17 protein-coding genes and 1 pseudogene are annotated in these 23,623 nt (G+C 37.1%); 17 read left to right on the top strand and 1 reads right to left on the bottom strand.

The genetic code is table 11. From position 1 onward, the window contains the following. The first annotated feature begins 31 nt into the window (after positions 1 to 31). The gene (locus AC4BHA_RS01870; RefSeq protein ID WP_490558068.1) at positions 32 to 1,462 is read left to right on the top strand and encodes a glycoside hydrolase family 1 protein; all 1,431 of its coding nucleotides are present in this window, start codon (positions 32 to 34) and stop codon (positions 1,460 to 1,462) included. A gap of 302 nt (positions 1,463 to 1,764) precedes the next feature. Here AC4BHA_RS01870 and AC4BHA_RS01865 read toward each other — a convergent pair whose 3' ends face one another. Continuing rightward, entirely contained in the window at positions 1,765 to 2,967 is a 1,203-nt protein-coding gene (locus AC4BHA_RS01865; RefSeq protein WP_490558067.1) for an ROK family transcriptional regulator, read from the bottom strand. A 398-nt stretch (positions 2,968 to 3,365) separates the two neighbouring features. Here AC4BHA_RS01865 and AC4BHA_RS01860 point away from each other — a divergent pair, with 398 nt between their 5' ends. From AC4BHA_RS01860 to AC4BHA_RS01785, 16 genes and pseudogenes are all read left to right on the top strand, one after another. Next, entirely contained in the window at positions 3,366 to 4,331 is a 966-nt protein-coding gene (locus tag AC4BHA_RS01860; protein ID WP_490558178.1) for a PTS sugar transporter subunit IIC, read from the top strand. Continuing rightward, entirely contained in the window at positions 4,297 to 4,626 is a 330-nt protein-coding gene (locus AC4BHA_RS01855) for a PTS transporter subunit EIIC (protein WP_490558066.1), read from the top strand. Before AC4BHA_RS01860 ends, AC4BHA_RS01855 begins: the two co-directional genes overlap by 35 nt. 230 nt (positions 4,627 to 4,856) lie before the next feature. Then, complete coding sequence (locus AC4BHA_RS01850) at positions 4,857 to 5,756, top strand: DUF7916 family protein (RefSeq protein ID WP_490558065.1); 900 nt, start codon at positions 4,857 to 4,859, stop codon at positions 5,754 to 5,756. Between the two features lie 163 nt (positions 5,757 to 5,919). Then, entirely contained in the window at positions 5,920 to 6,237 is a 318-nt protein-coding gene (locus tag AC4BHA_RS01845; protein WP_302621338.1) for a PTS sugar transporter subunit IIB, read from the top strand. A gap of 42 nt (positions 6,238 to 6,279) precedes the next feature. Further along, a pseudogene (locus tag AC4BHA_RS01840) lies at positions 6,280 to 6,599 on the top strand (PTS sugar transporter subunit IIA). 550 nt (positions 6,600 to 7,149) lie between these two features. Beyond that, entirely contained in the window at positions 7,150 to 7,767 is a 618-nt protein-coding gene (locus AC4BHA_RS01835; protein WP_490558064.1) for an NAD(P)-dependent oxidoreductase, read from the top strand. A 449-nt stretch (positions 7,768 to 8,216) separates the two neighbouring features. Further along, a complete protein-coding gene (locus tag AC4BHA_RS01830; RefSeq protein ID WP_490558063.1) occupies positions 8,217 to 9,389 on the top strand; it encodes an amino acid deaminase/aldolase in 1,173 nt (390 codons plus the stop codon). Then, positions 9,389 to 10,696 carry a D-arabinono-1,4-lactone oxidase gene (locus AC4BHA_RS01825; RefSeq protein ID WP_490558177.1) on the top strand — a complete coding sequence of 436 codons (1,308 nt, stop codon included), beginning with the start codon at positions 9,389 to 9,391 and terminating at the stop codon, positions 10,694 to 10,696. The genes AC4BHA_RS01830 and AC4BHA_RS01825 overlap by 1 nt, the downstream gene beginning before the upstream one ends. 772 nt (positions 10,697 to 11,468) lie before the next feature. Beyond that, positions 11,469 to 13,028, top strand: coding sequence for a response regulator (locus AC4BHA_RS01820; protein WP_490558062.1), 1,560 nt, complete (start codon positions 11,469 to 11,471; stop codon positions 13,026 to 13,028). A gap of 15 nt (positions 13,029 to 13,043) precedes the next feature. Next, a complete protein-coding gene (locus tag AC4BHA_RS01815; RefSeq protein ID WP_066103380.1) occupies positions 13,044 to 14,825 on the top strand; it encodes a sensor histidine kinase in 1,782 nt (593 codons plus the stop codon). A 164-nt stretch (positions 14,826 to 14,989) separates the two neighbouring features. Next, positions 14,990 to 16,282: an ABC transporter substrate-binding protein gene (locus AC4BHA_RS01810; RefSeq protein ID WP_490558061.1), complete on the top strand. Its 1,293-nt coding sequence runs from the start codon at positions 14,990 to 14,992 to the stop codon at positions 16,280 to 16,282. A 275-nt stretch (positions 16,283 to 16,557) separates the two neighbouring features. Beyond that, positions 16,558 to 17,373 carry a carbohydrate ABC transporter permease gene (locus AC4BHA_RS01805; protein WP_077248036.1) on the top strand — a complete coding sequence of 272 codons (816 nt, stop codon included), beginning with the start codon at positions 16,558 to 16,560 and terminating at the stop codon, positions 17,371 to 17,373. After that, positions 17,366 to 18,190: a carbohydrate ABC transporter permease gene (locus AC4BHA_RS01800; protein WP_490558060.1), complete on the top strand. Its 825-nt coding sequence runs from the start codon at positions 17,366 to 17,368 to the stop codon at positions 18,188 to 18,190. The genes AC4BHA_RS01805 and AC4BHA_RS01800 overlap by 8 nt, the downstream gene beginning before the upstream one ends. A 269-nt stretch (positions 18,191 to 18,459) precedes the next feature. Next, entirely contained in the window at positions 18,460 to 21,624 is a 3,165-nt protein-coding gene (gene ebgA, locus AC4BHA_RS01795) for a beta-galactosidase subunit alpha (protein ID WP_139891840.1), read from the top strand. Between the two features lie 76 nt (positions 21,625 to 21,700). Then, the gene (locus AC4BHA_RS01790) at positions 21,701 to 21,955 is read left to right on the top strand and encodes a hypothetical protein (protein ID WP_139891841.1); all 255 of its coding nucleotides are present in this window, start codon (positions 21,701 to 21,703) and stop codon (positions 21,953 to 21,955) included. Further along, positions 21,927 to 23,570: a beta-N-acetylhexosaminidase gene (locus AC4BHA_RS01785; RefSeq protein WP_490558059.1), complete on the top strand. Its 1,644-nt coding sequence runs from the start codon at positions 21,927 to 21,929 to the stop codon at positions 23,568 to 23,570. The genes AC4BHA_RS01790 and AC4BHA_RS01785 overlap by 29 nt, the downstream gene beginning before the upstream one ends. Positions 23,571 to 23,623: the final 53 nt, after the last annotated feature.

Here is a 23,623-nt window from a genome sequence, read left to right as displayed (position 1 = left end):
AACATTCAGACGGAAGGGAGACTAAAGCGATATGTATAAAACATTAAAACCGTTTCCGACAGACTTTTTATGGGGAGCTGCTTCTGCTGCCTATCAAATTGAAGGTGCATGGGATATAGACGGAAAAGGGGTTAGTAATTGGGACCAATTTGTACGTATCCCGGGTAAGACATATAAAGGGACGACGGGAGATGTCGCAGTAGACCATTATCATCGTTATAAGGAAGATGTCCGTTTAATGGCAGAAATGGGTTTAAAGGCGTACCGACTTTCTGTATCATGGCCGCGTATTTTTCCAAATGGAAGAGGTGAAATCAACGAGCAGGGACTCGCCTTTTATGATGATTTGATTAATGAGCTGCGAAAATATCAAATTGAGCCTATCTTAACCTTGTACCATTGGGATTTACCACAAGCACTTCAGGACGAATATGGCGGATGGGAGTCCAGAAGAATCATAGAGGATTTTACGAATTATAGTGTGGAATGTTTTAAACGCTTTGGAGACCGTGTGAAGTACTGGGTGAGCTTAAATGAACAAAATATTTTTACTCGCCATGGATATGACCAAGGGTCCCATCCACCGGGTTTAAAGGATACGAAGTTATTTTATCAAGTGAATCATCACGCAAACCTGGCCAATGCCAGTGTCATCAAAGCATTCCGTCAATATGTCCCGGATGGACAGATTGGTCCGAGCTTTGCCTATGGTCCAGCTTACCCAGCATCTTCAAAGCCGGAAGATATTTTGGCTGCTGAGAATGCAGAGGAGTTGAATAGCCATTGGTGGATGGATATATATACTTGGGGAAAATACCCGAAGGCAGCATGGAACTACTTGGTTGAAGAAGGTCTTGCTCCTGAAGTGGAGAAGGAGGACTTTGTTTTATTAAGAGAAGGTAAGCCAGACTTTATGGGCTTAAACTATTACCAAAGCTCGACCTTTGAAGTTAATCCTTTAGAAGGCGGGGTGAGTGCCGGTGAAATGAATACAACGGGAATCAAAGGCACATCAAAGGATTCTGGAATTCCAGGACTATACAAAACTACGAAGAATCCAAACCTTGAACGGACGAATTGGGATTGGGATATTGATCCGCAAGGACTGAGAACTGCGCTGCGCCGAATCACAAACCGATATGATTTGCCGATATTGATAAGTGAAAATGGACTCGGTGCATTTGATAAGGTAGAGGAGCATGACCAAATCCATGATGATTACCGGATCGAGTACCTTCAGGCTCATGTGAAAGCAATTCAAGACGCCATTTCTGATGGTTCCGAAGTGATTGGCTATTGTGTCTGGTCTTTCACAGATTTACTAAGTTGGTTGAATGGTTTCCAAAAACGCTACGGGTTCGTCTATATTAATCAGCACGAAGAAGGCACGCATGACTTACGCCGTATCAAAAAGGATAGCTTCTATTGGTACAAGCAAGTCATTGAATCGAACGGAATTTAAGGGAGCGGAGGATTACCTTCGCTTTTTTCTTATGGTTATATTTTAAAAATTGCTGATCCGCTAGGCTAAGATTCATCTTTCATTATTTGGGATAAAGAGGGGGACTTTCCCATAAGTACCTGTTTCAATTTTAGGGACAGTATTATTTTTATACAAAACCAGAAGACTCATTTTAAGATTCATCATGGTGAACCGTACCATAAATAAGTGAGGTTTTATAAATCCGCAAGTTTTGTCCACTAAAAGAGGCAGTGTTGAACTGCCTCTTTAATTAAGTATGATCTATTTCTAAACTTTCCTTACTAGCTTTTTATTTTACCCTTTAACAAAAAGTTGGAGATAGCGAGACTGCATGCTCCAAGAGCGCCATTTATATCGAAATATTGTTTGAATGCAATGTCCCAAGTATGGCTGAGGGGAAGTAGAATGTTGTTTTGATTTAAATAATGGCTGAGCAGACTGTTTAATACGGGTTCGTTAAATAGCTCTCCGTGCAAAATGATTTTATTTGTATCAATCAACATCGGTAAATTATTGATTGTAATAGACAGGTATTTAATGGCGTTATTAAGGATGTTGGTGACTCCTTCGTCTCCCATTTTATAAGCACTTAAAATGGTTTCAATTGTAATGCTTTGTTTGTCTGGGGTTAATTGACCTAAAAACGTTGTATTCGAACTCTCATAAAGTATGCGGGATTTTTTTATAATCCAAGCCTCACTAGCGTATGTCTGCAAGCAGCCCCTTTTTCCACACTCACATAGTTCTCCGTCTGGGTGAACAATCGTATGACCTATTTCGCCTACCAAAAATTTGTTTTCTCCATAAGTATGTCCCTCATAAATATAAGAACAGAACATCCCTCTACTGACATGAAAGAAAATGAAATTATCATCTTTATGATTCTTGCTGAATAGTCTCTCCGCGTTGGCCATACAATGAACATTATTTTTAAAGTAGATTGGTAATTCTACATTTTCCAGTAGAAGTCCTAGATTAAAGTTTTTCCAGTGTGTATTGTTGCTGTAAATGGTCTTACTTTTATCATTAAAATGTCCAGGCAATGCAATTCCGACGGCCTTTGGCTGATAGCTGTGATGACAATGAATAAAATGATTTAACTCCTCTATAAAATGAGCTTCTGTTAAAGCATCATTTTTATTTCCTGCATTAAACTTAATTACCTTCTCAGCATAGATTTTTCCGATATTATCACTTAGGCAAAACGAAAAATATTTTTCAGATAATTCACATCCAATATAAAAACTGTGATGTGCGGCAATATCTAAAAGAATCCGTTTACGTCCCGATTTATTATTTTCAGAAGAGTCTTCTCCTAATTCATAAATTAGGTTTTCTTTAAGTAAAGATCCAGTTATCTCACTAACTGTAGCAGGGGTAATACCTGTATGATTTGAAATCTCTATTCGTGAGATAGGACCATGGACATAAATTTTATCTAAAATTTTAGTACGCAGTTCTCTTTGTTTAGTTGTGAGTGTCATGATAATCTCCGTTCTTATTCTTATCTTAATTAATTATAAATTATAATTAATTTACTATTTAAAATCAATTTTCAAAAAACTTTTTCTTCCTTTATATATGGAAAGGTAAATGTGTGAAGTAAAAAAATACTAATACTATCAATAAATTGAAATTTCTTGATTGACAAAAGCGCTTTCATTAATTAGTGTTAAGATAGTTAATTATATTTTATTATTATTTAAATGATAAAAATAAGGTATTTTTATAGTCTTTGATAATAATTTATAAATAAAGGAAGATATTTTGATTTTCAAAGGAGGCTAAGAACGATACAAGGATTACTTATAAGATTAAAAGCATTCTATAAATGTAATTCATTTGGATATGAACCTTGAGGAGGAATTAAACAGTGAGCAAAATGAATGAACTGTTGGAAAATAAAATGATGCCCATTGCTGGAAAATTAGGTAGTAATAAATTTCTGATTGCTATACGAGATGGTATTACGTTTGCAATGCCGTTAATTATTATTGGCTCACTTTTTATGATTATAGCTAGTTTCCCGGTGCCAGGTTGGGAAGCATGGTTGGGTAAGATGGGAATCGCAGACTTTTTATGGAAAGGCACTGACAGTAGTTTTGGGTTAATTGGTTTAATAGCCAGTTTTGGGATTGCTTATAGTTTAACAAGGCAGTTTAATGTAGACGGAATCGGTTCAGGCATTATCTCATTGTCTGCATTTATTATTGCAACTCCATTTATTTCTTCTGATGCTGGAGCTGGAATGCCAATTGCTTATATGGGAGCGAAAGGTTTATTTATTGCTATAATTATGGGTTTGCTTAATGGTTATATATATCAATGGTTCATTAATCGTAATATTCAGATTAAACTTCCGGAAAGCGTTCCGCCAGCTGTAGCCAGAAGCTTCAGTGCCATTATTCCGGGTGCAGTAATTATAACGATGTGGTTAATTATTTATTCTATTCTAAGTACGTTTGATTTACCAAATGTACATGACATTGCGCAAGTCATCTTAGGTAAACCATTAGGGTTATTGGGAAATAACGTTTTTGGTACAATCATCGTGGTAGGTCTCAATAGTTTATTCTGGTTTGTTGGTATCCATGGAGGTAATGTAGTTAACTCAGTTATGCAGCCTGTATGGATTGCCAACTTAGATGAAAATCGTGTGGCTTATCAAGCTGGTCAAGAATTACAAAATATTATTACACTACCCTTTATGGATAACTTCGTCTATATTGGCGGGGGCGGAGCTACGATTGGTTTAGTTTTAGTTCTCGGATATTTAGCACGTAAAAAGAAAACGAGCAAACAAATAAAAAGCATTGGCACCGATTACCGTTGTACCAGGTTTATTTAATATTAATGAACCGACTATGTTTGGTATACCAGTAGTATTGAATGTAATGTTGTTCATTCCATTTATTCTTGCTCCAATGATAAATGTAGTGGTCACGTATTTAGCAATGGCCTCGGGTTTAGTACCGTTAACTAGAGCAGCAGCCTCCTGGACAATGCCTCCAATATTCAGTGGATTTTTAGTTACAGGTGATATAAGCGGGGCGATTTTGCAGATTGTTTTAATAATACTGGATATCTTACTTTACTTGCCATTCGTTTTAGCTGTTGAAAAGCGTTTCAAATCGCAAGAATAGTTTGACTATATAAAGTTACTGAACTACTAATTTATCTTTTGATTTGTTCTCAATGAAACTAAAAAATATAGGGATCAAATGATAGTTCCAATGCAAATAATGATTCTTGATTAATTAAGAATGAAAACATACTCTGGGCTACCACTATTAATGAAGAGATTGAAGTGTAAAAGTATGAATGATCAGGATTAGTGGATTAGTTCAAAAAAGCAATGAAGGGGACTTTAAAAATGAAAAAACGATTAATCAGTGCAAATGCATCAGAAATATTGGAAATGACTGCAGTAGAGTTGAAGCAAAGTATTAAAGCATGCGAAGGACGCGTTATTATGTCTGAAAATGTTGCGGTTCGTGAACCTTATATTGAAGATATTACAAATGCAGAAATTGCCCGCTCGTTTGGAGCAGACTTAATTCTCTTGAATGGTGTTGATGTGCTTTCGCCACATATTGCAGGATTAGAAAACGAAGAAGGTTCATTCGTAGAGGCACTTCACCGATTGGTCGGCCGTCCTATTGGTGTTAATCTAGAGCCAGTGGACAATTCAGCGAATATGGCAGAAGAAAGATTAATCATTTCAAAAGGTCGTCAAGCTAATCTAGAAACCATACAGGAAATTGAAAAATTAGGACTTGATTTTGTATGTTTTACAGGAAATCCTGGCACGGGTGTAACAAATGAGCAGATCCAAAAAACGATACAGCTTGCTAAAGAACATTTCTCGGGATTAATTATCGCAGGAAAAATGCATGGAGCAGGAGTGGATGAGCCAGTTGCAGATGCAGAAGTGGTGAAAGGTTATATTGATTCAGGTGCAGATATTATTTTAGTTCCTGCAGTGGGGACTGTTCCAAGCTTTGATGATGAAGAACTAAAGAAGATTGTAAAAAGTGCCCATCAACATGGTGCCCTTGTTTTATCTGCTATTGGTACAAGCCAAGAAAGTTCTGATGAAGACACGGTTAAACAAATTGCTATCCGGAATAAAATTTGTGGGGTGGATATTCAACATATCGGTGACGCGGGGTACGCCGGTCTTGCTCCTGTAGAAAATATATTTGCGATGAGTAAAGCTATTCGTGGTATTCGGCATACAGTCTCTATGGTTGCTCGTTCTATCAATAGGTAAGGCTCATATACTTAGTTTACTAGACAATAGAGGCATAAGCCCAATGCCTTGCCTGCTATAGTTCATTATTTTCATTGGAAGAAATTTGCGTGAACAGATATTTATATATCCTTATTAACTGACATCTTTAAACTAAAGAATGAAATCAAAGGAGGAACTAACAGTGAAAACTATTATGTTAGTATGTGCAGCAGGAATGAGTACAAGTTTATTAGTGACAAAAATGCAAAAGGCAGCAGAAGTGCGTGGAATCCAAGCTGATATTTTTGCCCAATCAGCACAAGAAATGGAATTTACTCTCGAACAGAAAAATGTAGATGTATTGTTATTAGGACCTCAAGTGAAATATATGCAAAATCAAATTGAATCAAAACTGGTCGGGAAAAACATTCCTGTAGCAGCAATTAATATGCAATATTACGGTATGATGAATGGTGAAAAGGTCCTTGATCAAGCACTGCAAATAATTGAAAACAAGTGATAAAAGGATAGCTGTTAATGGAAGGCGAGAAGGGGGGATACTATGTCATTAGAAGCAAATGATTACTATACTGTGGCGTTTAAGATTATTAGTAACGTAGGTGCGGCTAAAAGCTTAGTAATGGAAGCGCTTTATGCGGCGAAAGAAGGAAAATATGAATTAGCAGAAGAAAGTTAGCTGAATCAAAACATTTCTTTGTAGAAGGTCATAAAACGCACGCCTCTTTAATTCAAAGAGAGGCAAATGGAGAAAAGCTTGAGTTCTCGCTTATATTTATGCATGCGGAAGACCAGATAATGAGTGTTGATACGATTACAATTCTAGTTACAGAAATGATTGAACTATATAAGCGTACAGCATAGAAGATGTGGACTGCTTACAAATTTGCATACATTTAAAATAGCTGAAATACACATAGCCACAAAAAGGGCTATGTGTATTTCGGCTTATATTTAGTTACGGTTTTTTTAAACCCAGTTTGTATAAAAGATTTCTTCTAAATAACATCGTTCCCAGATATGGACACTAGAGTAGTGCGGAAATAGGCTGGCACTGGATGTTCTAGTCCGATTATTATCGTAGTAGATTAAAGGAGTACTAAATATGGAAAGAATCCCTAATTGAATACCCTAGCATACGATTTTACGCTAGTCATTTTGAGCTATTCTACTATAATGAACGTCACTGATAAAGAATTGTTTTTATAAGTAGTGAAAATTGATAAAACCAACAGACAATTATATGATTATATTAAATAGTCAATCAAGTGCAAGTAGGTATGTCTTAATACAGAGAACAATCCATAGGTTTCCTTAGAATAACTCAGGAATGGATAAAAGTAATGGTCCAAGATATGTTCAGTGGGCATTCTGGGAATGTTGGGATGATAATAAGAAAGGGTGGTGGATTGTTATGAAAATTATCGTTTTTGGTGCGACGGGCGGTGTAGGTCAATCTGTTGTGCGTCAAGGAGTTGAGGCTGGTTTTGAGGTGACGGCGTTTGTACGTACTCCAGCCAAGCTAGACTTTTCTCATGAAAATTTAAAGATTATACAAGGAAATGCTTTTAATCAAGCGGAAGTAACAGAAGCGATTGCGGGTCATGATGCTGTTATATCTTGCTTAGGCTCGAATCAAGGGATGAAAAAATCAACCGAGCTTCAAGAGATGACAAAAAATATTGTTACTGGTATGAAGGAGCATCATGTAGAGCGGATTATCTACACTGCATCTGCGGGAGTGCATAAAGAATTAACAGGGATAAGTGGTAAATTGGTCATGAGAATGCTCAAGAATCCTCTAATTGATCATCGGGCTGCAGTTGAATATATTCAATCACATGGATTGAACTACACCATTGTTCGACCGATGGGGCTAACGAATCATACCTTTACAGGAAAGTATAGAGAATCTGCAACAAGTGTACCAGAGAAATCAAGATCAATACCGCGTGCTGACGTCGCACATTTTATCTTAAAAGCATTAAAGGATAGCCGTTATGAACATACGTCAATCGGCATCTCTACTTGAGTTCCAAAACACGTTCGTTTTAACAAACTGAGAGGGTCAGGGTGTTAATCTTAAACTACTCAGTACTGTGTATATTATTAACTATTACTTTAATGGGAGATTCAAAAATTCCCGCTAGATACATTACAGCAACTGCATTATAAGTAAGAGCGGTCTGTATAGTAGCTAGTAAATAAGGGTCTCCCCTTTGATGGGTATGTTTGTTTATTAAAACTTCCTATATTAAGTCTAAAGCCATTGATGAGTTCACTATATCAATGGCTTTTTTAACTCCATGAAAAAGTATTGGTAACACCGTTAAAAAACATTAACTGCTATAATATAAGATAAACTTTTTATGCGTTTATCTTTCCTTGAAAACGTAATTGTTATAATAAGTCTGAATATTTTGAATAAGTTCTATTTTTAATCATGCTCCTCGTTTATTATGAGAATGAGAGGTGGTGTTAGTGGTGCTATATGAATTATCAAAGGAGTTATCTTATCCAGCCCTTTTGCTGGATTTAGATGCTTTAGATCAAAATTGCAGGAGAATCGCTGAAAAAGCAAATGGAAAAACGATCAGAATTGCTACTAAATCGATACGGTCTATTCAAGTTTTAAAAAGAATTCTCCAATCCAATCCTGTCTATAAAGGAGTAATGTGTTATAGCCCCTATGAAGCTATTTTTCTTGCAGAACAAGGCATTGAGGATATCCTGATAGGTTATCCATGCTGGGATTCCAAACCTCTTAGCAAAATAGCTGAACTAAATGGAAAAGGTTATCAAATTACCTGTATGGTCGATTCCTTTGAACAGATTAAACATTTAAATGCGATTGCTAAGGAAGCAAATGGATTTTTTTATTTATGCATCGATATTGATATGAGCACCACATTTGGTAATCTCCATTTTGGAGTAAGACGTTCCCCATTAAAAACAGAAGAAGGCGTGATTCAGCTAGTACGAATTATACAGGAATATCCATCGCTAAAGCTTCTGGGAATCATGGGTTATGAAGCACAAATAGCTGGGGTAGGTGATCATTTGCCATCTCAGAGGCTTAAAAATATGGCTGTTGCTTTTATGAAAAAGAAATCAATTGATAAAATCAAACGGCGAAGGGAGAGGATTGTTCAATCTCTTAAGAGTGAGGGTGTACAATTAGTATTTGTTAATGGAGGAGGAACGGGAAGTCTTGAAACTACATCAAAAGAAGAGGCTGTTACGGAACTGACAGCGGGATCAGGTTTCTATGCTCCTTTGTTGTTTGATTATTACCGAAATTTTCGCTTCACACCTGCCTTATATTTCGCATTGCCAGTCGTTAGAAAACCAACTCCAAATATTTATACTTGTCTTGGAGGTGGATATGTCTCATCTGGAGTGCATGGTCAGGATAAGGTGCCATTGCCTATTTACCCGCCGGGTGGTAAATTATTGTCATTTGAAGGAGCTGGGGAGGTGCAAACCCCTGTTTATTATGAAAAGGAAACGTTGGAAATTGGAGATGTCATTATCTTCAGGGCAGCGAAAGCTGGAGAAATTTGTGAACGGTTTAATGAAATCATTTGTCTTGCTAATCAACAAATCGTTGATCGATTTCTTACCTATCGGGGGGAAGGGAAATGCTTTCTGTAATGAAGACGATACAAGGCAAACGATGGAGAAATTGGTCTCAAACATGTGAAAGTATCCCGGAAAAAATCCTGTATCCATCCTCAATTGAGGAGGTTGCTTCAATCGTTAAAGAAGCGTCGAAACAAGAGAAAAGAATCAGAGTTGTAGGAGCTGGGCATTCATTTACGAGTTTAGTAAAAACGGATGATTGGCTCATATCTCTTGATTTACTTAGTGGAATTGAACAACTCGATGAGGCAGCCAGTACAGTTACCATCCTGGGTGGTACCCGGTTATTTCAATTAGGAGAAGTGCTTGGACAAGAAGGATATTCTCAGGAAAATTTAGGCGACATCAATGTCCAAAGTATTGCGGGTGCTATTTCAACCGGAACGCATGGAACTGGACTGAAGTTTGGTAATATTCCAACCCAAGTAGTAGAAATCGTCATTGTTACAGCATCTGGAGATGTTCTTACCGTTTCTGAGGAACAAAATCCTCAATACTTCAAGGCTTGTCTCATATCGCTTGGAGTTCTTGGAATCATTGTAAAAGTAAAACTGAAGATAATTAAAACACTTATATATGAATACAGAAGTGAAAGAAAAGAATATCCACTTTTTGAGCAACAGCTTGAATGCTATATTAATGAAAACCGTCACTTTGAATTTTTTCTATTCCCATATTCAGATTGTGTACAAGTTAAAACGATGAATATTACGAATTGTAAACCAAAGGGTTTATTCTTTCATAACTTAAAAAATCTCATTTTTGAAAACTATTTATTTTTTGTACTGTCAGAGGTATGTCGTGTGTTACCAAGGAGCAGTCAAACCATAAGCAGAATATCTGCAAAGGCCGTAGGAACAACAACCATTACGGCAAAAAGCTATGAGATTTTTGCTAGTCCAAGACTTGTGAAGTTCAGGGAAATGGAATATTGTATTCCACTTCATTACTTTAAGCCGGCCATTCAAGAGATTCGGAAGTGTATTGAAGTAAAGAAGCATAAGGTTCATTTTCCGATAGAATGCAGGACGGTCAAGGCAGACGACATTTGGTTTAGTCCTTCTTATCAGAGAGATTCCGCCTATATTGCTTTCCATATGTATAAAGGCATGCCATATGAAGAATATTTTCAAGAGATGGAAGCGATTATGCGGAAGTATGAAGGAAGACCACATTGGGGTAAAATGCATAGCCTAGGTAAAAAAGAATTATATTCCTGCTACCCCAAACTGCCGGATTTTCAAGCCATAAGGTATGAACTTGACCCGCAAGGAATTTTCCTAAACGACTATATTAAAAAGATAATTATTGATGAATAAGAGAATGGCCTTACTATAATCTAATTCTTCTTTACAAGTGAAATGGCGGCCAGATGTTCAGCAAGAGGAGGGTACGGAATCAGTGGTATGCTCCCTACCGCTACTAAGTATAGTTGCCTATCAAGTGAAATCTTCAACACCTATCAAACAGAAAAAAAGCTGGAGTCCGATTCGATGTTATCGGATCGGGCTGTTTCGTTTGCTATATTGCTGCTATTCTTGTATGTTCCTCAATTACTCGGAAGTTTCCACTTTATTTGGAACAATAGAGTCCCCGTTGTAATGCAAAAAGGAGTGCCTTTCCAAAATGTCGAAATAAGTATGTTATCAGACAAACACTAAGACCCTAATAACAACCTGCTTAAATGTTTTTTCACGAGTGGTTTCGACTTATTTTTCCACGAATTGACAAAAACTACATTTTAGACTGCCTGTCGAACTTTATTATGCCGCTGATATCACTCAAGGTAATTTCGAATCAATAAAAGCATTTCAGCAATAAAAAGAGACTTATTATACAGAGAACCAGAATTTATAATTTAAGGTATAATACGGAAACTTCTATTCCATCAGAGGCAGCTATTTGAAGCGTCCTACCTAACTAGGATAAGTTACTCCTTTGTTCTTAAAAAGGTATAAAATATACAACTTCATTAAGCTATTTCTGTAGGAATTATCATAGAAGATATGGTAGCAACAACTAATGTTACTACTTAAAAGCTTATAAATAATAAATTGAACGATTAAAGTTGTCAGCATTTGGAGGTAGATTATGGTAAAAGACGATGGAATTTGCAGAATACTGATTGTAGATGATGAAATACTAATTAGACAGGGAATTAAGCATTATTTAGATTGGGAGTCTGAAGGTTTTCAAATCGTTGGAGAAGCTTCAAATGGTCAGGAAGCATTGGAAATGATAGAAGTTTTGAGTCCGCACATCATTATTACAGACATCGTCATGCCTATCATGAATGGAGAAGAATTAACACGAGTCGTTAAAGAAAAATATCCCCAAATAGAGGTCATTATCCTGAGCAGTTATGGCGAATTTGACTATGTACGCTCGGCCTTTCAATGTGGAGTGGTTGATTATATTTTAAAACCAAAGCTCGAGGCGCAAAGTCTATTAAAAGTTTTAAAAACCGCTGTTAAAAGAATACCAGGTTTTCAATCAAGGGAAAAGGAACTGAATGTAAGTCTATCTATCGATCAAATTATCAACAGGTTAGTTTTAGGGTATGATGTACATTTTGATTCAAAACAGATTATTAGAGCTTTTCCTTACAGTCATTACAGTTTATTGGGTGTGGACTTAAAAAAACACCCATCCAAGGGTGCTGCTGAATTTTTAATTCAAGTCAAAACTAAGGTTGAAAACGTATTCAACAAAAAGATAAGCGAGGTCTCTTACTATTCTTTTAACTATGATCCGCATATCATTGTATTTCTTTTGAATACAAATCAAGATCATATGACAAGGGTTAAGGATGTTGCTAATCAATTGGCAGCTTCACAGGTCGCATGTGGTTTTGCTTTAACGGAGGGATTCCAAAGTTTTGGTCAATTAGGAGGAATTTTAAAGAACAGCCTTCTAAAACTGTTAAACTATCGCTTTTATTTTCCTGATATCTTAGTTCTAACTGAACGATCTTTACCTAAGACTGTACATAGGAGTGAAAAATTCAATCTGGATTGGTTTACAGAAGAGTTCAGAAATAAGCACTTTGATTCGGCTTTTCACTATTTAAGGAATCATGCCCTAAAATTATCTAATTGTTTTTTTGTGGATGTTTTCGAGTATAAATCATTTATCAGTAACATCATATTTAACATTACAATCCTCCTTGGCAATATGAATTATGATATCAAAGAGCTTGAACAAAGCAGGTACTCGTTTTTCAAGCTCATTGATGAAGCACATTCTGTAAATGAGACAATTAAACTTTTGGATTGTTTTATTGAGGAAGCGAATAAATGCATATTCTTAATGGAAAATCGAGCAGAGAATATCACTATGAAGAAGTTTATGGACTACATTAAGAGTCATTATGCAGAGCCGCTTACCTTAACCGATGTGGCTACTTATTTTCATTTTAATCCTTCTTATATTTCAAGCTATTTTACAACTCATAATCATGAAGGATTTATAGATTCTTTGAATAGAATCCGGATTGAAGAGGCATGTAAGCTACTCCTTAACGAAACAGCTACTATCGCAGAAATAAGTGAAATGGTCGGTTTCTCGGAGCATAGTTATTTTTGCAAAGTATTTAAAAAAATAAAGGGGATGTCCCCTAGTCAATACAAAAGAAAACAATTTATAGGATAAGGGACGTGATTAAATATGAGACTTATACCCGAGCGATTTAAACACCACACTTTATTTATTACGATTTCCCTTATCACCTTCACCATTATCATTCTTGTTTCTGTGACGATTACATGGACAACAATTCGCATGTCGGAGGAATTCTTTTTTGAAAAATTCAGTATTACGAATGCGAAAATAATAAACGAAATAAAAGAACGCTTTGAGTCTTTTCATTATTCTATTGTCATTGCGTCAAATAATATTTTACAAAGCGGCACAATTAAGACCAACCTAACTGAGGAGCAAACGAATGCTCAAAAAATGATCTCATTTTATACGATGGGGGAATATATTAAACAAATTCAATCGAATATTGAAGCTTACGAGCTTGAAATCATCGTTAAAGGAGAAAATGGGGTTACCTTAACGACCAATCGTACCCACTGGCCGATATCTGATCAGGAGCTTAATGAAAGTATCTTAACAAGCAATACATTTAAAGAACCGAAACGGCTTCTGTATCAATATGATGAACGTAAGAGCGAAACGAGAAGTATTGAGGATAGAAGGTATGTTGTAGCTACAAAAGCGTTAATGGATCGACTTTCCGGTACTGTTTATGGCTCCATGTATTTTTCTTATAGGGAAAGTGAATTCAAAAAGGTCTATTCCAACTATACTAGCCCTGGGAATGATATTTTCATTATTGATAAATCAGGGAGGATTGTTTCCAGTAACCAGTCTCAATTTATTGGGCAAAAGGAAGTGGAACTCCTTCGGTATGCGAAAGAGAGTAAAAACAACTCAAATAATTATATGATTGGTAGTTTTAAAGGGAAGGATCAGGTCATTTTTGTAGAAGCACTTCCCTCTTTTGATATGTATTTATTTAATATTATTGATAAAGAAAAGACATTTGGAAATTTAATTGATAAGAGAAAAATTGTATTGATCTCGCTAGGGATTGTTTTGATAGGTCTGGTCAGTATATTTTTCGTATCAAAAAGATTGACTAATTCTTTATCAAGACTTGTTAGACAGATTGAAAATGCGCCAAAATCTAAATTTCGTCAAAACGTGGCTGTTTTAGGTACATATGAAACGAGGCAAATCGGAAATGCTTTTAATTCCATGCTGGATGAGCTGCATGAATATGTTGAGCAGTTAATGCTGTCGCAAAAACAGAAACGGAATGCGGAGCTGGCAGCCCTGCAGCGACAAATCAATCCACATTTCTTGTACAATACATTAGCTTCCATTAAATTTATGGTTCAGCAAGACCGCAAGGAAGATACGGAAGCTATGATTACTGCTTTGATTTCCTTACTTCAAAATACAATAGGCAATGTGAATGAAACGGTTACTGTTAAACAGGAACTGGATAATTTGAAAAACTATGTCTTCATTAATCAAAAACGTTATGGAAATAAAATACATGTAAGCTATATGGTTTCGCCAGATTGTATGGATTTTCATCTGCCTAAGCTAATTCTTCAACCTTTTATGGAAAATTCATTTTTCCATGGGTTCAATCGTAAAGCGGGGGGATCTATCCATGTCCTTATTTGGCAGGAAGAGAACAACCTGATTTGTGAAGTAGTAGATAATGGTGACGGAATAGCGGATGAGCAAGGTGAAAATCTTCCTAATCAAACGTACAAACGACAGCTTTTCTCAGGAATCGGTGTTAGGAATGTTCATGAGCGTATTCAACTTATATATGGAGAAGAATATGGAGTAACCATTTCCAGCAAACAGGGAGAAGGAACAAAGGTACGGATTATCATTCCTTCTCATATGGAACAAAAATCGTAATAAAATCTAAAGATATTCCAAATTCCCAAAAATGAATACGCTTTCAATTGGCAAAAATAATACAAGTTTACGAAAATATCTTCCTATCGAGTTGTAGCAAAGGGGTGCTAACATAATACATGTAGGATTGATAACGCTTACAATTAGAGATGGAGGGGATGTCAATGAATAAGATTTTTGCATTATTGTTAGCCAGTATTCTTTTGTTATCAGCTTGTTCTTCTGAATCAAAAACGAACGAAGAGGCTTCCGACACAGAAAAGGGTAGCAATGAATTAACGGTATGGACTTGGGATCCAAATTTCAACGTGAAAGCTATCGATATGGCAAAGGACTATTATAATAAGGAAAATTCCGAGCTTAGTTTAAAAATCATTGAAAATGCACAAGCAGACATTGTCCAAAAACTTAATACCAGCTTAAGCTCCGGTACAACTAAAGGAATGCCGAATATTGTCTTAATTGAGGATTATCGTGCGCAAAGCTTTCTTAAAGCGTATCCAGATACATTCTTCGATTTATCAAAATATTATAAAGCGGAAGATTTTGCAGAATACAAACTTGCTCCTACCAGTTTAGAAGATAAGCATTATGGTATTCCATTTGATTCAGGAGTATCTGGATTTTATGTAAGAACAGATTATTTAGAGAAAGCAGGCTACGCTGTTGAAGATTTGCAGGGTATAGACTGGAACAAATATATAGAAATAGGCAAAAAAGTTAAAGAAGCCACTGGCAAATCTATGATTTCAATGGATCCTAAAGATCTTGGTCTTATTCGTCAAATGATTCAGACGAGCGGTTCATGGTATTTGAAGGAAGATGGCGTTACCCCGAACTTGGCAGACAATGAGTATCTTAAAGAAGCATTTCAAACTTACAAAGAGATTGTAGAAGCAGATATATCAAAACCGGTTTCCGACTGGGGTCAATATCTTGCTTCCTTTAATAGCGGTGAAACAGCATCCATTCTAACAGGTAACTGGATGACAGCCTCAGTAAAGCAGGAAGTATCTCAAAAAGGTAAGTGGGCAATTGTTCCTTTCCCTAAACAATCTGGTAATGCAAATTCTGTTAATGCTACTAACCTTGGCGGAAGCTCTTGGTATGTTCTTGATATTCCGGGCAAAGAGAAGGCTGCAGATTTGTTGGCAAAAACTTTCGGTTCGAACGTTAATTTTTATCAGGATCTAAATAAAGAGATTGGTGCAATTGGTACGTATAAGCCTGCTGCAGAAGGTGAGGCTTATAAAGCAGCAGATGAATTCTTTGACGGTCAGAAAATCACAGAAGATTTTTCTAAATGGGTGGCTGAAATACCACAAGTAAACTATGGTGCGCACACGTATGTAATTGAAGATATATTAGCAGTGGGAATGCAGGATTTCTTAAAAGGAAAAGAACTTGATAAAGTCTTGAATGACGCACAAACACAAGCAGAACAGCAAATTAAATAATAGGTTGGTCTCTGCTAATCTAGCAAATGAAAATTCAAGCCTCGGGAAATTGCCGGCTTCTCCTATAAGAATAGGAGCTACTTTGATCAACAGGCGCGTTTCCCGAGTTTTTTATCAATCTAGTAAGGAGTTGATGTATATTGTTCCCGGCTAAAACCAAACAAAGTTATCATACGAACACAACCGGCCAGAATGTAATACCCCAAAAAAACAGTCGGAAGCATCGGGTGAAAAATGCAACGATTGGATGGTCTTTTGTCGTACTGGCAGTCATCATGATTTGCACATTTACTTTCTATCCAATGATTCAGGCATTTATAATGTCTTTACAATCTGGCACGGGTACAAATCTTTCCTTTGTCGGATTGGACAATTATGCACGTTTATTTAAGGATCCTACTTTTTTGACAACAGTAAAAAATACGGTGATCTATCTCATTATTCAGGTCCCGATTATGATTATTTTTGCTTTGTTTATATCGGTTTTACTGAACAATCCGAAATTAAAGTATCGGGGATTATTTCGAACAGCCATATTCTTACCATGTGTAACGTCACTTGTTGCCTATTCTGTTATTTTTAAATATTTATTTTCTATGGATGGCATTGTAAACACCATGTTAATGAAATTAGCTCTTATCTCTGAACCAATCCAGTGGTTGACTGATCCCTTTTGGGCAAAAATAACGATTATTATTGCCATCACTTGGAGATGGACTGGTTATAATATGATCTTCTACTTATCTGCTCTGCAAAATATTGATTATTCTATTTATGAATCAGCAAAAATTGACGGGGCATCTTCATTTCAACAGTTTTTTAAAATAACCATACCATTACTAAAACCAATTATTTTGTTTACGTCCATTATCTCAACAATAGGGACACTTCAATTGTTTGATGAAGTCATGAATATTACACAAGGCGGACCTGGGAATGCAACGATGACCATTTCTCAGTATATTTATAATCTGTCATTTAAATATACCCCTGACTTCGGTTATGCAGCCACCGTCTCGTATGCAATTGTGATTATGATTGTATTCTTCTCCATCCTTCAATTTAAAATGGCAGGTGATAAAAATGAGTAAACTTAAAAGTATTTTTAACTATACTTTTTTAAGCATAGTCTCCGTTATTTCCATCTTTCCATTTATATGGATGGTAGTCAGTTCGACTAATAAGTCGGTGGATGTAACAAAGGGTCGGTTATTACCAGGGAGTCATCTGGTGGAAAATATTCGAAGTTTGCTGAATACCACCGATCTTGTATCTGTATTAAGTAATTCTATTAAAATAGCAGTTATTACAACAGTGCTTTCCTTGTTGATTGCCTCTTTGGCTGGTTATGGATTTGAAATTTTCAGAAGCAAAATGAAGAACTATGTTTTTAATTTCTTATTACTTTCCATGATGATTCCTTTTGCTGCTTTAATGGTTCCGTTATTTCGGATGTTTGGAACTATTTCCGAAGCTACTCCAATGGTGGGTATTGATACACTTGCTGCAGTTATTTTACCAACAAGTGTAACAGCCTTTCTGATATTTTTCTTCCGCCAAAGTACAAAGATGTTCCCAAGGGAAATTATTGAGGCTGGCCGAATTGATGGATTATCGGAGCTAGGGGTTTTCCTTAGGATTTATATTCCAACAATGAAAACAACATATGCTGCAGCCGCCATTATTACTTTTATGGCAAGCTGGAACAATTACATATGGCCGCTTGTAGTGCTCCAGTCACCAGAGAACCATACCTTGCCGTTGTTAATATCAAATCTTGGGTCAGGATATTCTCCAGACTTTGGAGTGATTATGACAACGATTGTTATTGCAACGCTGCCAACTGCACTGATATTCTTCCTTCTCCAAAAACATTTCGTTGCCGGCATGATGGGGTCAGTGAAGTAGTTGATTTTCGAGTATTCAAAAAGGAATTGGATAAAAGGCTGAGAAACAAGTTGTTCTTCATCATTCATGCAACTCTAAAATGGCTGACTTAATGAGATTATACTCAGTTTCTATAAGCGATTTCACGCTTTTACTGGACGAATAAACTTTTCGTTTCCGTTTAATTTGCTAACTGCCGATGAACTTAATGGCGAATGAATGATGAGAAAATACAGAGCAATCAAAAAGTAAGTAAGTATTCGATTATGTAGAAAGAAGGGTGAAGAGTTATGAAAAAAGAGTCGTACGATTGGGAAAACTTATCTGTTCTTCATGTGAATCGTTTGCAAGAGAGGGCTTACTTCTTTCCTTATACCAGTGAGTCATCCGCATTGACTTACGACAGAGGAAAAGCTGAGGAGGTTAAGGTGTTAAATGGCGTATGGAAATTCCACTACGCTGAGAATCCGTCTTTGACACCGAAGCAATTCATTGAAGAATCATATGATACTAGTCAGTGGGATGATCTGCAAGTTCCATCAAACTGGCAGATGCATGGATATGGAAGGCCTCATTATACAAATGTACAATATCCATTTCCAGTAGACCCGCCTCATGTTCCAACTGAAAATCCAACAGGCTCTTATAGACGTGAGTTTACCGTTCCAAGTGATTGGGCAGATCAAGCAATTATCCTACGATTTGAAGGTGTGGATAGTGCCTTTCATGTTTGGGTAAACGGCAAGGAAGTTGGCTATAGCCAGGGCAGCCGTCTTCCAAGTGAATTTGATATTACCAAGTTGGTTCATGAAGGAAAAAATGTAATAGCTGTTCAGGTTTATCAATGGTCTGAGGCGAGTTATATCGAGGACCAGGATATGTGGTGGCTCAGCGGTATATATAGAGACGTTTATTTGCTTGTAAGACCAAAGGCGCATGTCAGAGATTATTTTATCAAAACAACTCTCGATGAAAACTACGAAAATGGCGAATTAGAAATTGAAACCTATATATTAAACCAGAAGAATAATCCGATAACTAATTATCAGCTTGAAATAAAATTAGTAAACCATTTATATGAAGAAGTTGAAATAAGAGATTTAAAAAATATTACGATTGATGTGATGGATGAAGCAAAAATATCTTCTGTTATCCCGATTGACAATCCGAATAAATGGTCGGCTGAGAATCCCTACCTTTATCATCTGCTTCTTACCCTGAAAGATGAGAAAGGGAATGTGATAGAAGTCATCCCAACTAAAGTCGGTTTCCGAACAGTAGAAGTAAAAGATGGAGTTTTGCTAGTAAATGGGATAGCGGTCATGTTTAAGGGGGTCAATCGCCACGATCATCATCCTGATCTTGGACGAGCTGTTCCGATGGATTCGATGATTGAGGATATCCAACTGATGAAACTTCACAATATAAATGCGGTAAGGACATCCCATTATCCCAATGATCCACGTTTCTATGATTTATGTGACATTTATGGATTGTATGTCATCGATGAGGCGGATTTAGAATGCCATGGATTTGAGGAGATAAATAACTATAATCAAATCAGTGATGACTCAGCTTGGGAAGAGGCCTACGTGGATCGGATGAAACGGATGGTTGAACGGGATAAGAATCATGCTTCCATTGTTATGTGGTCGCTGGGGAATGAATCAGGATTTGGTCGAAATCACGTAGCGATGGCTGAATGGTCCAAAGCAAAAGATCCAACAAGACCTATTCACTATGAAGGTGAATGCCGTTTCATTATGGAAGAAGGCGAAAATATACCGACCAGGGATCCAATTGCTTCAGATGTCCACACAACTATGTACACACCAGTCGAGATCATGGACGAATTAGGGAAGAGAGACGACCTGAATAAGCCACATATTCTTTGTGAATATGCTCATGCGATGGGGAATGGACCTGGAGGATTTAAAGAATATTGGGAAACCTTCTATAAATATAGAAGATTGCAGGGAGGTTTCGTCTGGGAATGGATTGACCAAGGGATTAGACAGATAAATGATAATGGGGAAGAGTACTTTGCCTATGGTGGAGATTTTGGCGAAACACCGCATGATTCCAACTTTGTCATTGATGGCCTAATCAGGCCTGACCGGACACCATCACCTGCGTTAATAGAATACAAGAAGGTGATTGAGCCAGTTAAGGCAGAAGCAGTTGATTTAGAGAAAGGGATAATTGAAATTACCAACCGATATGATTTTATTCCTTTAGATCATCTGCAATTATCATGGTCTATTATATGTGATGATCAAATTCTTGATCAGGGGATGCAATCTGTTGAAGGTATTCAAGCAGGTGAATCAAAGTGCATTACCATACCGTTTACGCTACCTACTATTATAAGGGATCACACTGATTACTGGTTAAATGTAAATTTCCGGACGACTGTAGATACCTTATGGGCTAAAGCAGGTCATGAAATAGCATGGGAGCAATTTAAACTTCCAGTTTTAGCGACAGTAACTGAAAATAATACCTCGTTTTCTTATCCTATAGCGGTTAAAGAGTGTGACCGGTTGATTACGGTATCTGGAGATCATTTTGAATTTGCCTTTAGTAAAATCTTTGGCGTCATAGATTCATGGACTGTTGAGGGAATGAAGGTTTTTGGATCAGGGCCGAAATTGAATGTATGGCGGGCACCGACAGATAATGACAAGCTGGCTATTCATAAAGGTATAAGTTCAAAGGAAGTATGGCAAAAATATGGTCTGCACTGGATGCAGCATAGAATCAATGATGTGTCGTATGATGTTTCACCTGACAAGAAGAGGGTGGATATTCATGTCGCTGTCCGCATTGCGCCGCCAAGAATTGCTTGGGGGATCAACACCACATACACCTATACCATTTTAGGCAGCGGCGATGTTTTTCTGAAGGTAAAAGGTGAACCTTATGGAGAACTGCCGGAAACGATGCCGAGAATTGGATTAACGATGACACTGCCAAAAACGTTGGAGAATGTCAGCTGGTATGGCCGGGGTCCTGGAGAAGCTTATGCAGACAGCCGGATGGCCAATAAAGTAGGAGTATGGTCCAGTGATGTAGACGGGTTGTATACACCTTATGTATGGCCACAAGAAAATGGAAACCGGCATCAGGTTAAATGGGTATCATTAACAGATACAAACGGTTTTGGTCTTTTAGCGGTCGGTGAACCAGAAATAGATTTCAGTGCCCACTACTATACTGCTGAAAATTTTGAAAACGCTAACCATACGTATGACTTGAAAAAACAGGATTTTATTACCTTTAATTTGGATTATAAACAACACGGTCTTGGCTCTTCCAGCTGTGGTCCAGATGTACTGGAAAAATATCGTTTAAGACCTGAAGCTTTTGAATTTAAAGTGCGTTTCAGGCCGTATAACAAATTTCAATTTTCGCCAATCGAACTGAGCAAGGTTTTGATTCAAAACAATAACTAAAAAAAGCAGCGAAATCCCGTGAGAGTACGTACGCTCATTAGGATTTCGCTGATTTTGAATAGAGGTGGAGGTAGCCATGCAAATACAATTAATTGGGTTGGATGAGCAATTGGATTCAGCTTCTCAGGAAATCTTAAATCTATTAAACATCAAGCAATCAGACAATGGGATTACCATTTTAGTGGAATCTTCAGAATCTGGAATTCACGTTCAATATGATGGTAAAAGTGGAACGATTGCCTATCAAGAACCGTGCCAATTCTTCCGTGCACTAGGCCTATTGATAGAAGGGATGAAAAAGGATGAGCTCTTCGGAGAAACCAGTTTATAATTCCCTTGGGGTCTTAATTGACTGCTCCAGAAATGCCGTTTTAAAAGTCGAAACCTTTCAAAAGTTGATCAAACATTTGGCCTTAATGGGGTATTCTTCTGTGCAGCTATATACTGAAGACACGTATGAGATAAAAGAGTATCCGTATTTTGGCTATATGCGTGGCCGTTATTCGGGAGAACAATTAAAAAGTATGGATCTGTATGCAAGCAGCTTCGGAATCGAGCTGATTCCCTGTATTCAAACGCTGGCATATTTGGGTACAGCATTAAAATGGGAGACATTTTCCGATATCGTGGATTGTGATGATATCCTGCTTATTGATGAAGAGAAAACGTACGATTTGATTGATGCAATGTTCAGGACTATGTCCAAACATATTTCCAGCAGAAAAATCAATATCGGAATGGATGAGGCCCATATGGTCGGGCTTGGCAAGTATCTGGATAAACATGGTTTTCGGGACCGGTCGACTTTGTTGCTTAAGCATTTTGGCCGCTTGATGGAAATTGCCAGAAAGTACAGCTATGAGCCGATGATGTGGAGTGATATGTTTTTCCGGTTGGCGAGTTCGGGAGAGTATTACGATACCGAAAGCCCAATTCGAGAGGATGTTATAGAAATGATCCCAGATGACATATCATTAGTTTATTGGGATTACTATTCGGTTGAGTCGGAAAAATATGATGGTATGTTGAAAAAACATAAACAACTCAGTAACAACATAATTTTTGCTGGCGGCGCTTGGAAATGGACTGGCTTTTCCTCAAATAATCATTTTAGTCATCATGCAGGTGAAATTGCTCATAAAAGCTGCCTTCGTAATGGAGTTAAAGATGTATTTATTACAGCCTGGGGTGATAACGGCGCGGAAGCATCAATTTATTCCATACTTCCGACCTTACAGCTTTGGGCAGAGCTTTGTTATACGGATAATGCTGAAACAAGCCGCCTGGAGGAGCGCTTTACCACATGTGTCGGAGGGAATTACTCTGATTTTATGAGCTTGGATATGACGATGATGGTACCTGGTAATAAATTGCCGAATAACCATTCAATTAACCCGGCTAAGTATCTATTGTATCAAGATGTATTATTCGGGTTATTTGATAGACATGTGATACCTAATGAGTATGCTTCGCACTTTCAAAACTGTGCAGATCGTTTTAAAAAGTGTATCAATAGAAATCCCGATTGGCAGGCATTGTTTCTGACACAGTATTCCTTAAGCAGTTTATTAGCAATTAAGTGTGAGGCAGGGATAAACATTCGGCAAGCCTATCATAATCAAAATCGTGAAATTATGGAGGACTATTGTAATACCTTCTTACCTGAAATGAAAAAGTTAGCAGAGGAATTCATGAAAGCTTATCAAACGCAGTGGATGGAAGAGAATAAAATATTCGGTCTTGATGTATTCGATCTTCGGATGGGCGGCCTGCTGCAGCGGATTCAATCCGCCATTAACCGGCTCAATGACTACCTTAAAGGCAGGATAAACGAGTTGGAAGAATTAGAACAAGAGATTCTCTATTTTGATGGCCGGGAAAAGGATGAAGAAACAGCGCTATCAGTGCTAACTTATGGCATACAATTGCAACACCTTCTGTTATAGCAGGAATATAGCATATCTTTATCCGATTTAAAGTTATATAGAAATGAATAAAC

It is taken from the genome of Pradoshia sp. Z3_51 (genome assembly GCF_058215915.1).
This window is presented reverse-complemented; position numbering and strand designations above follow the sequence as displayed.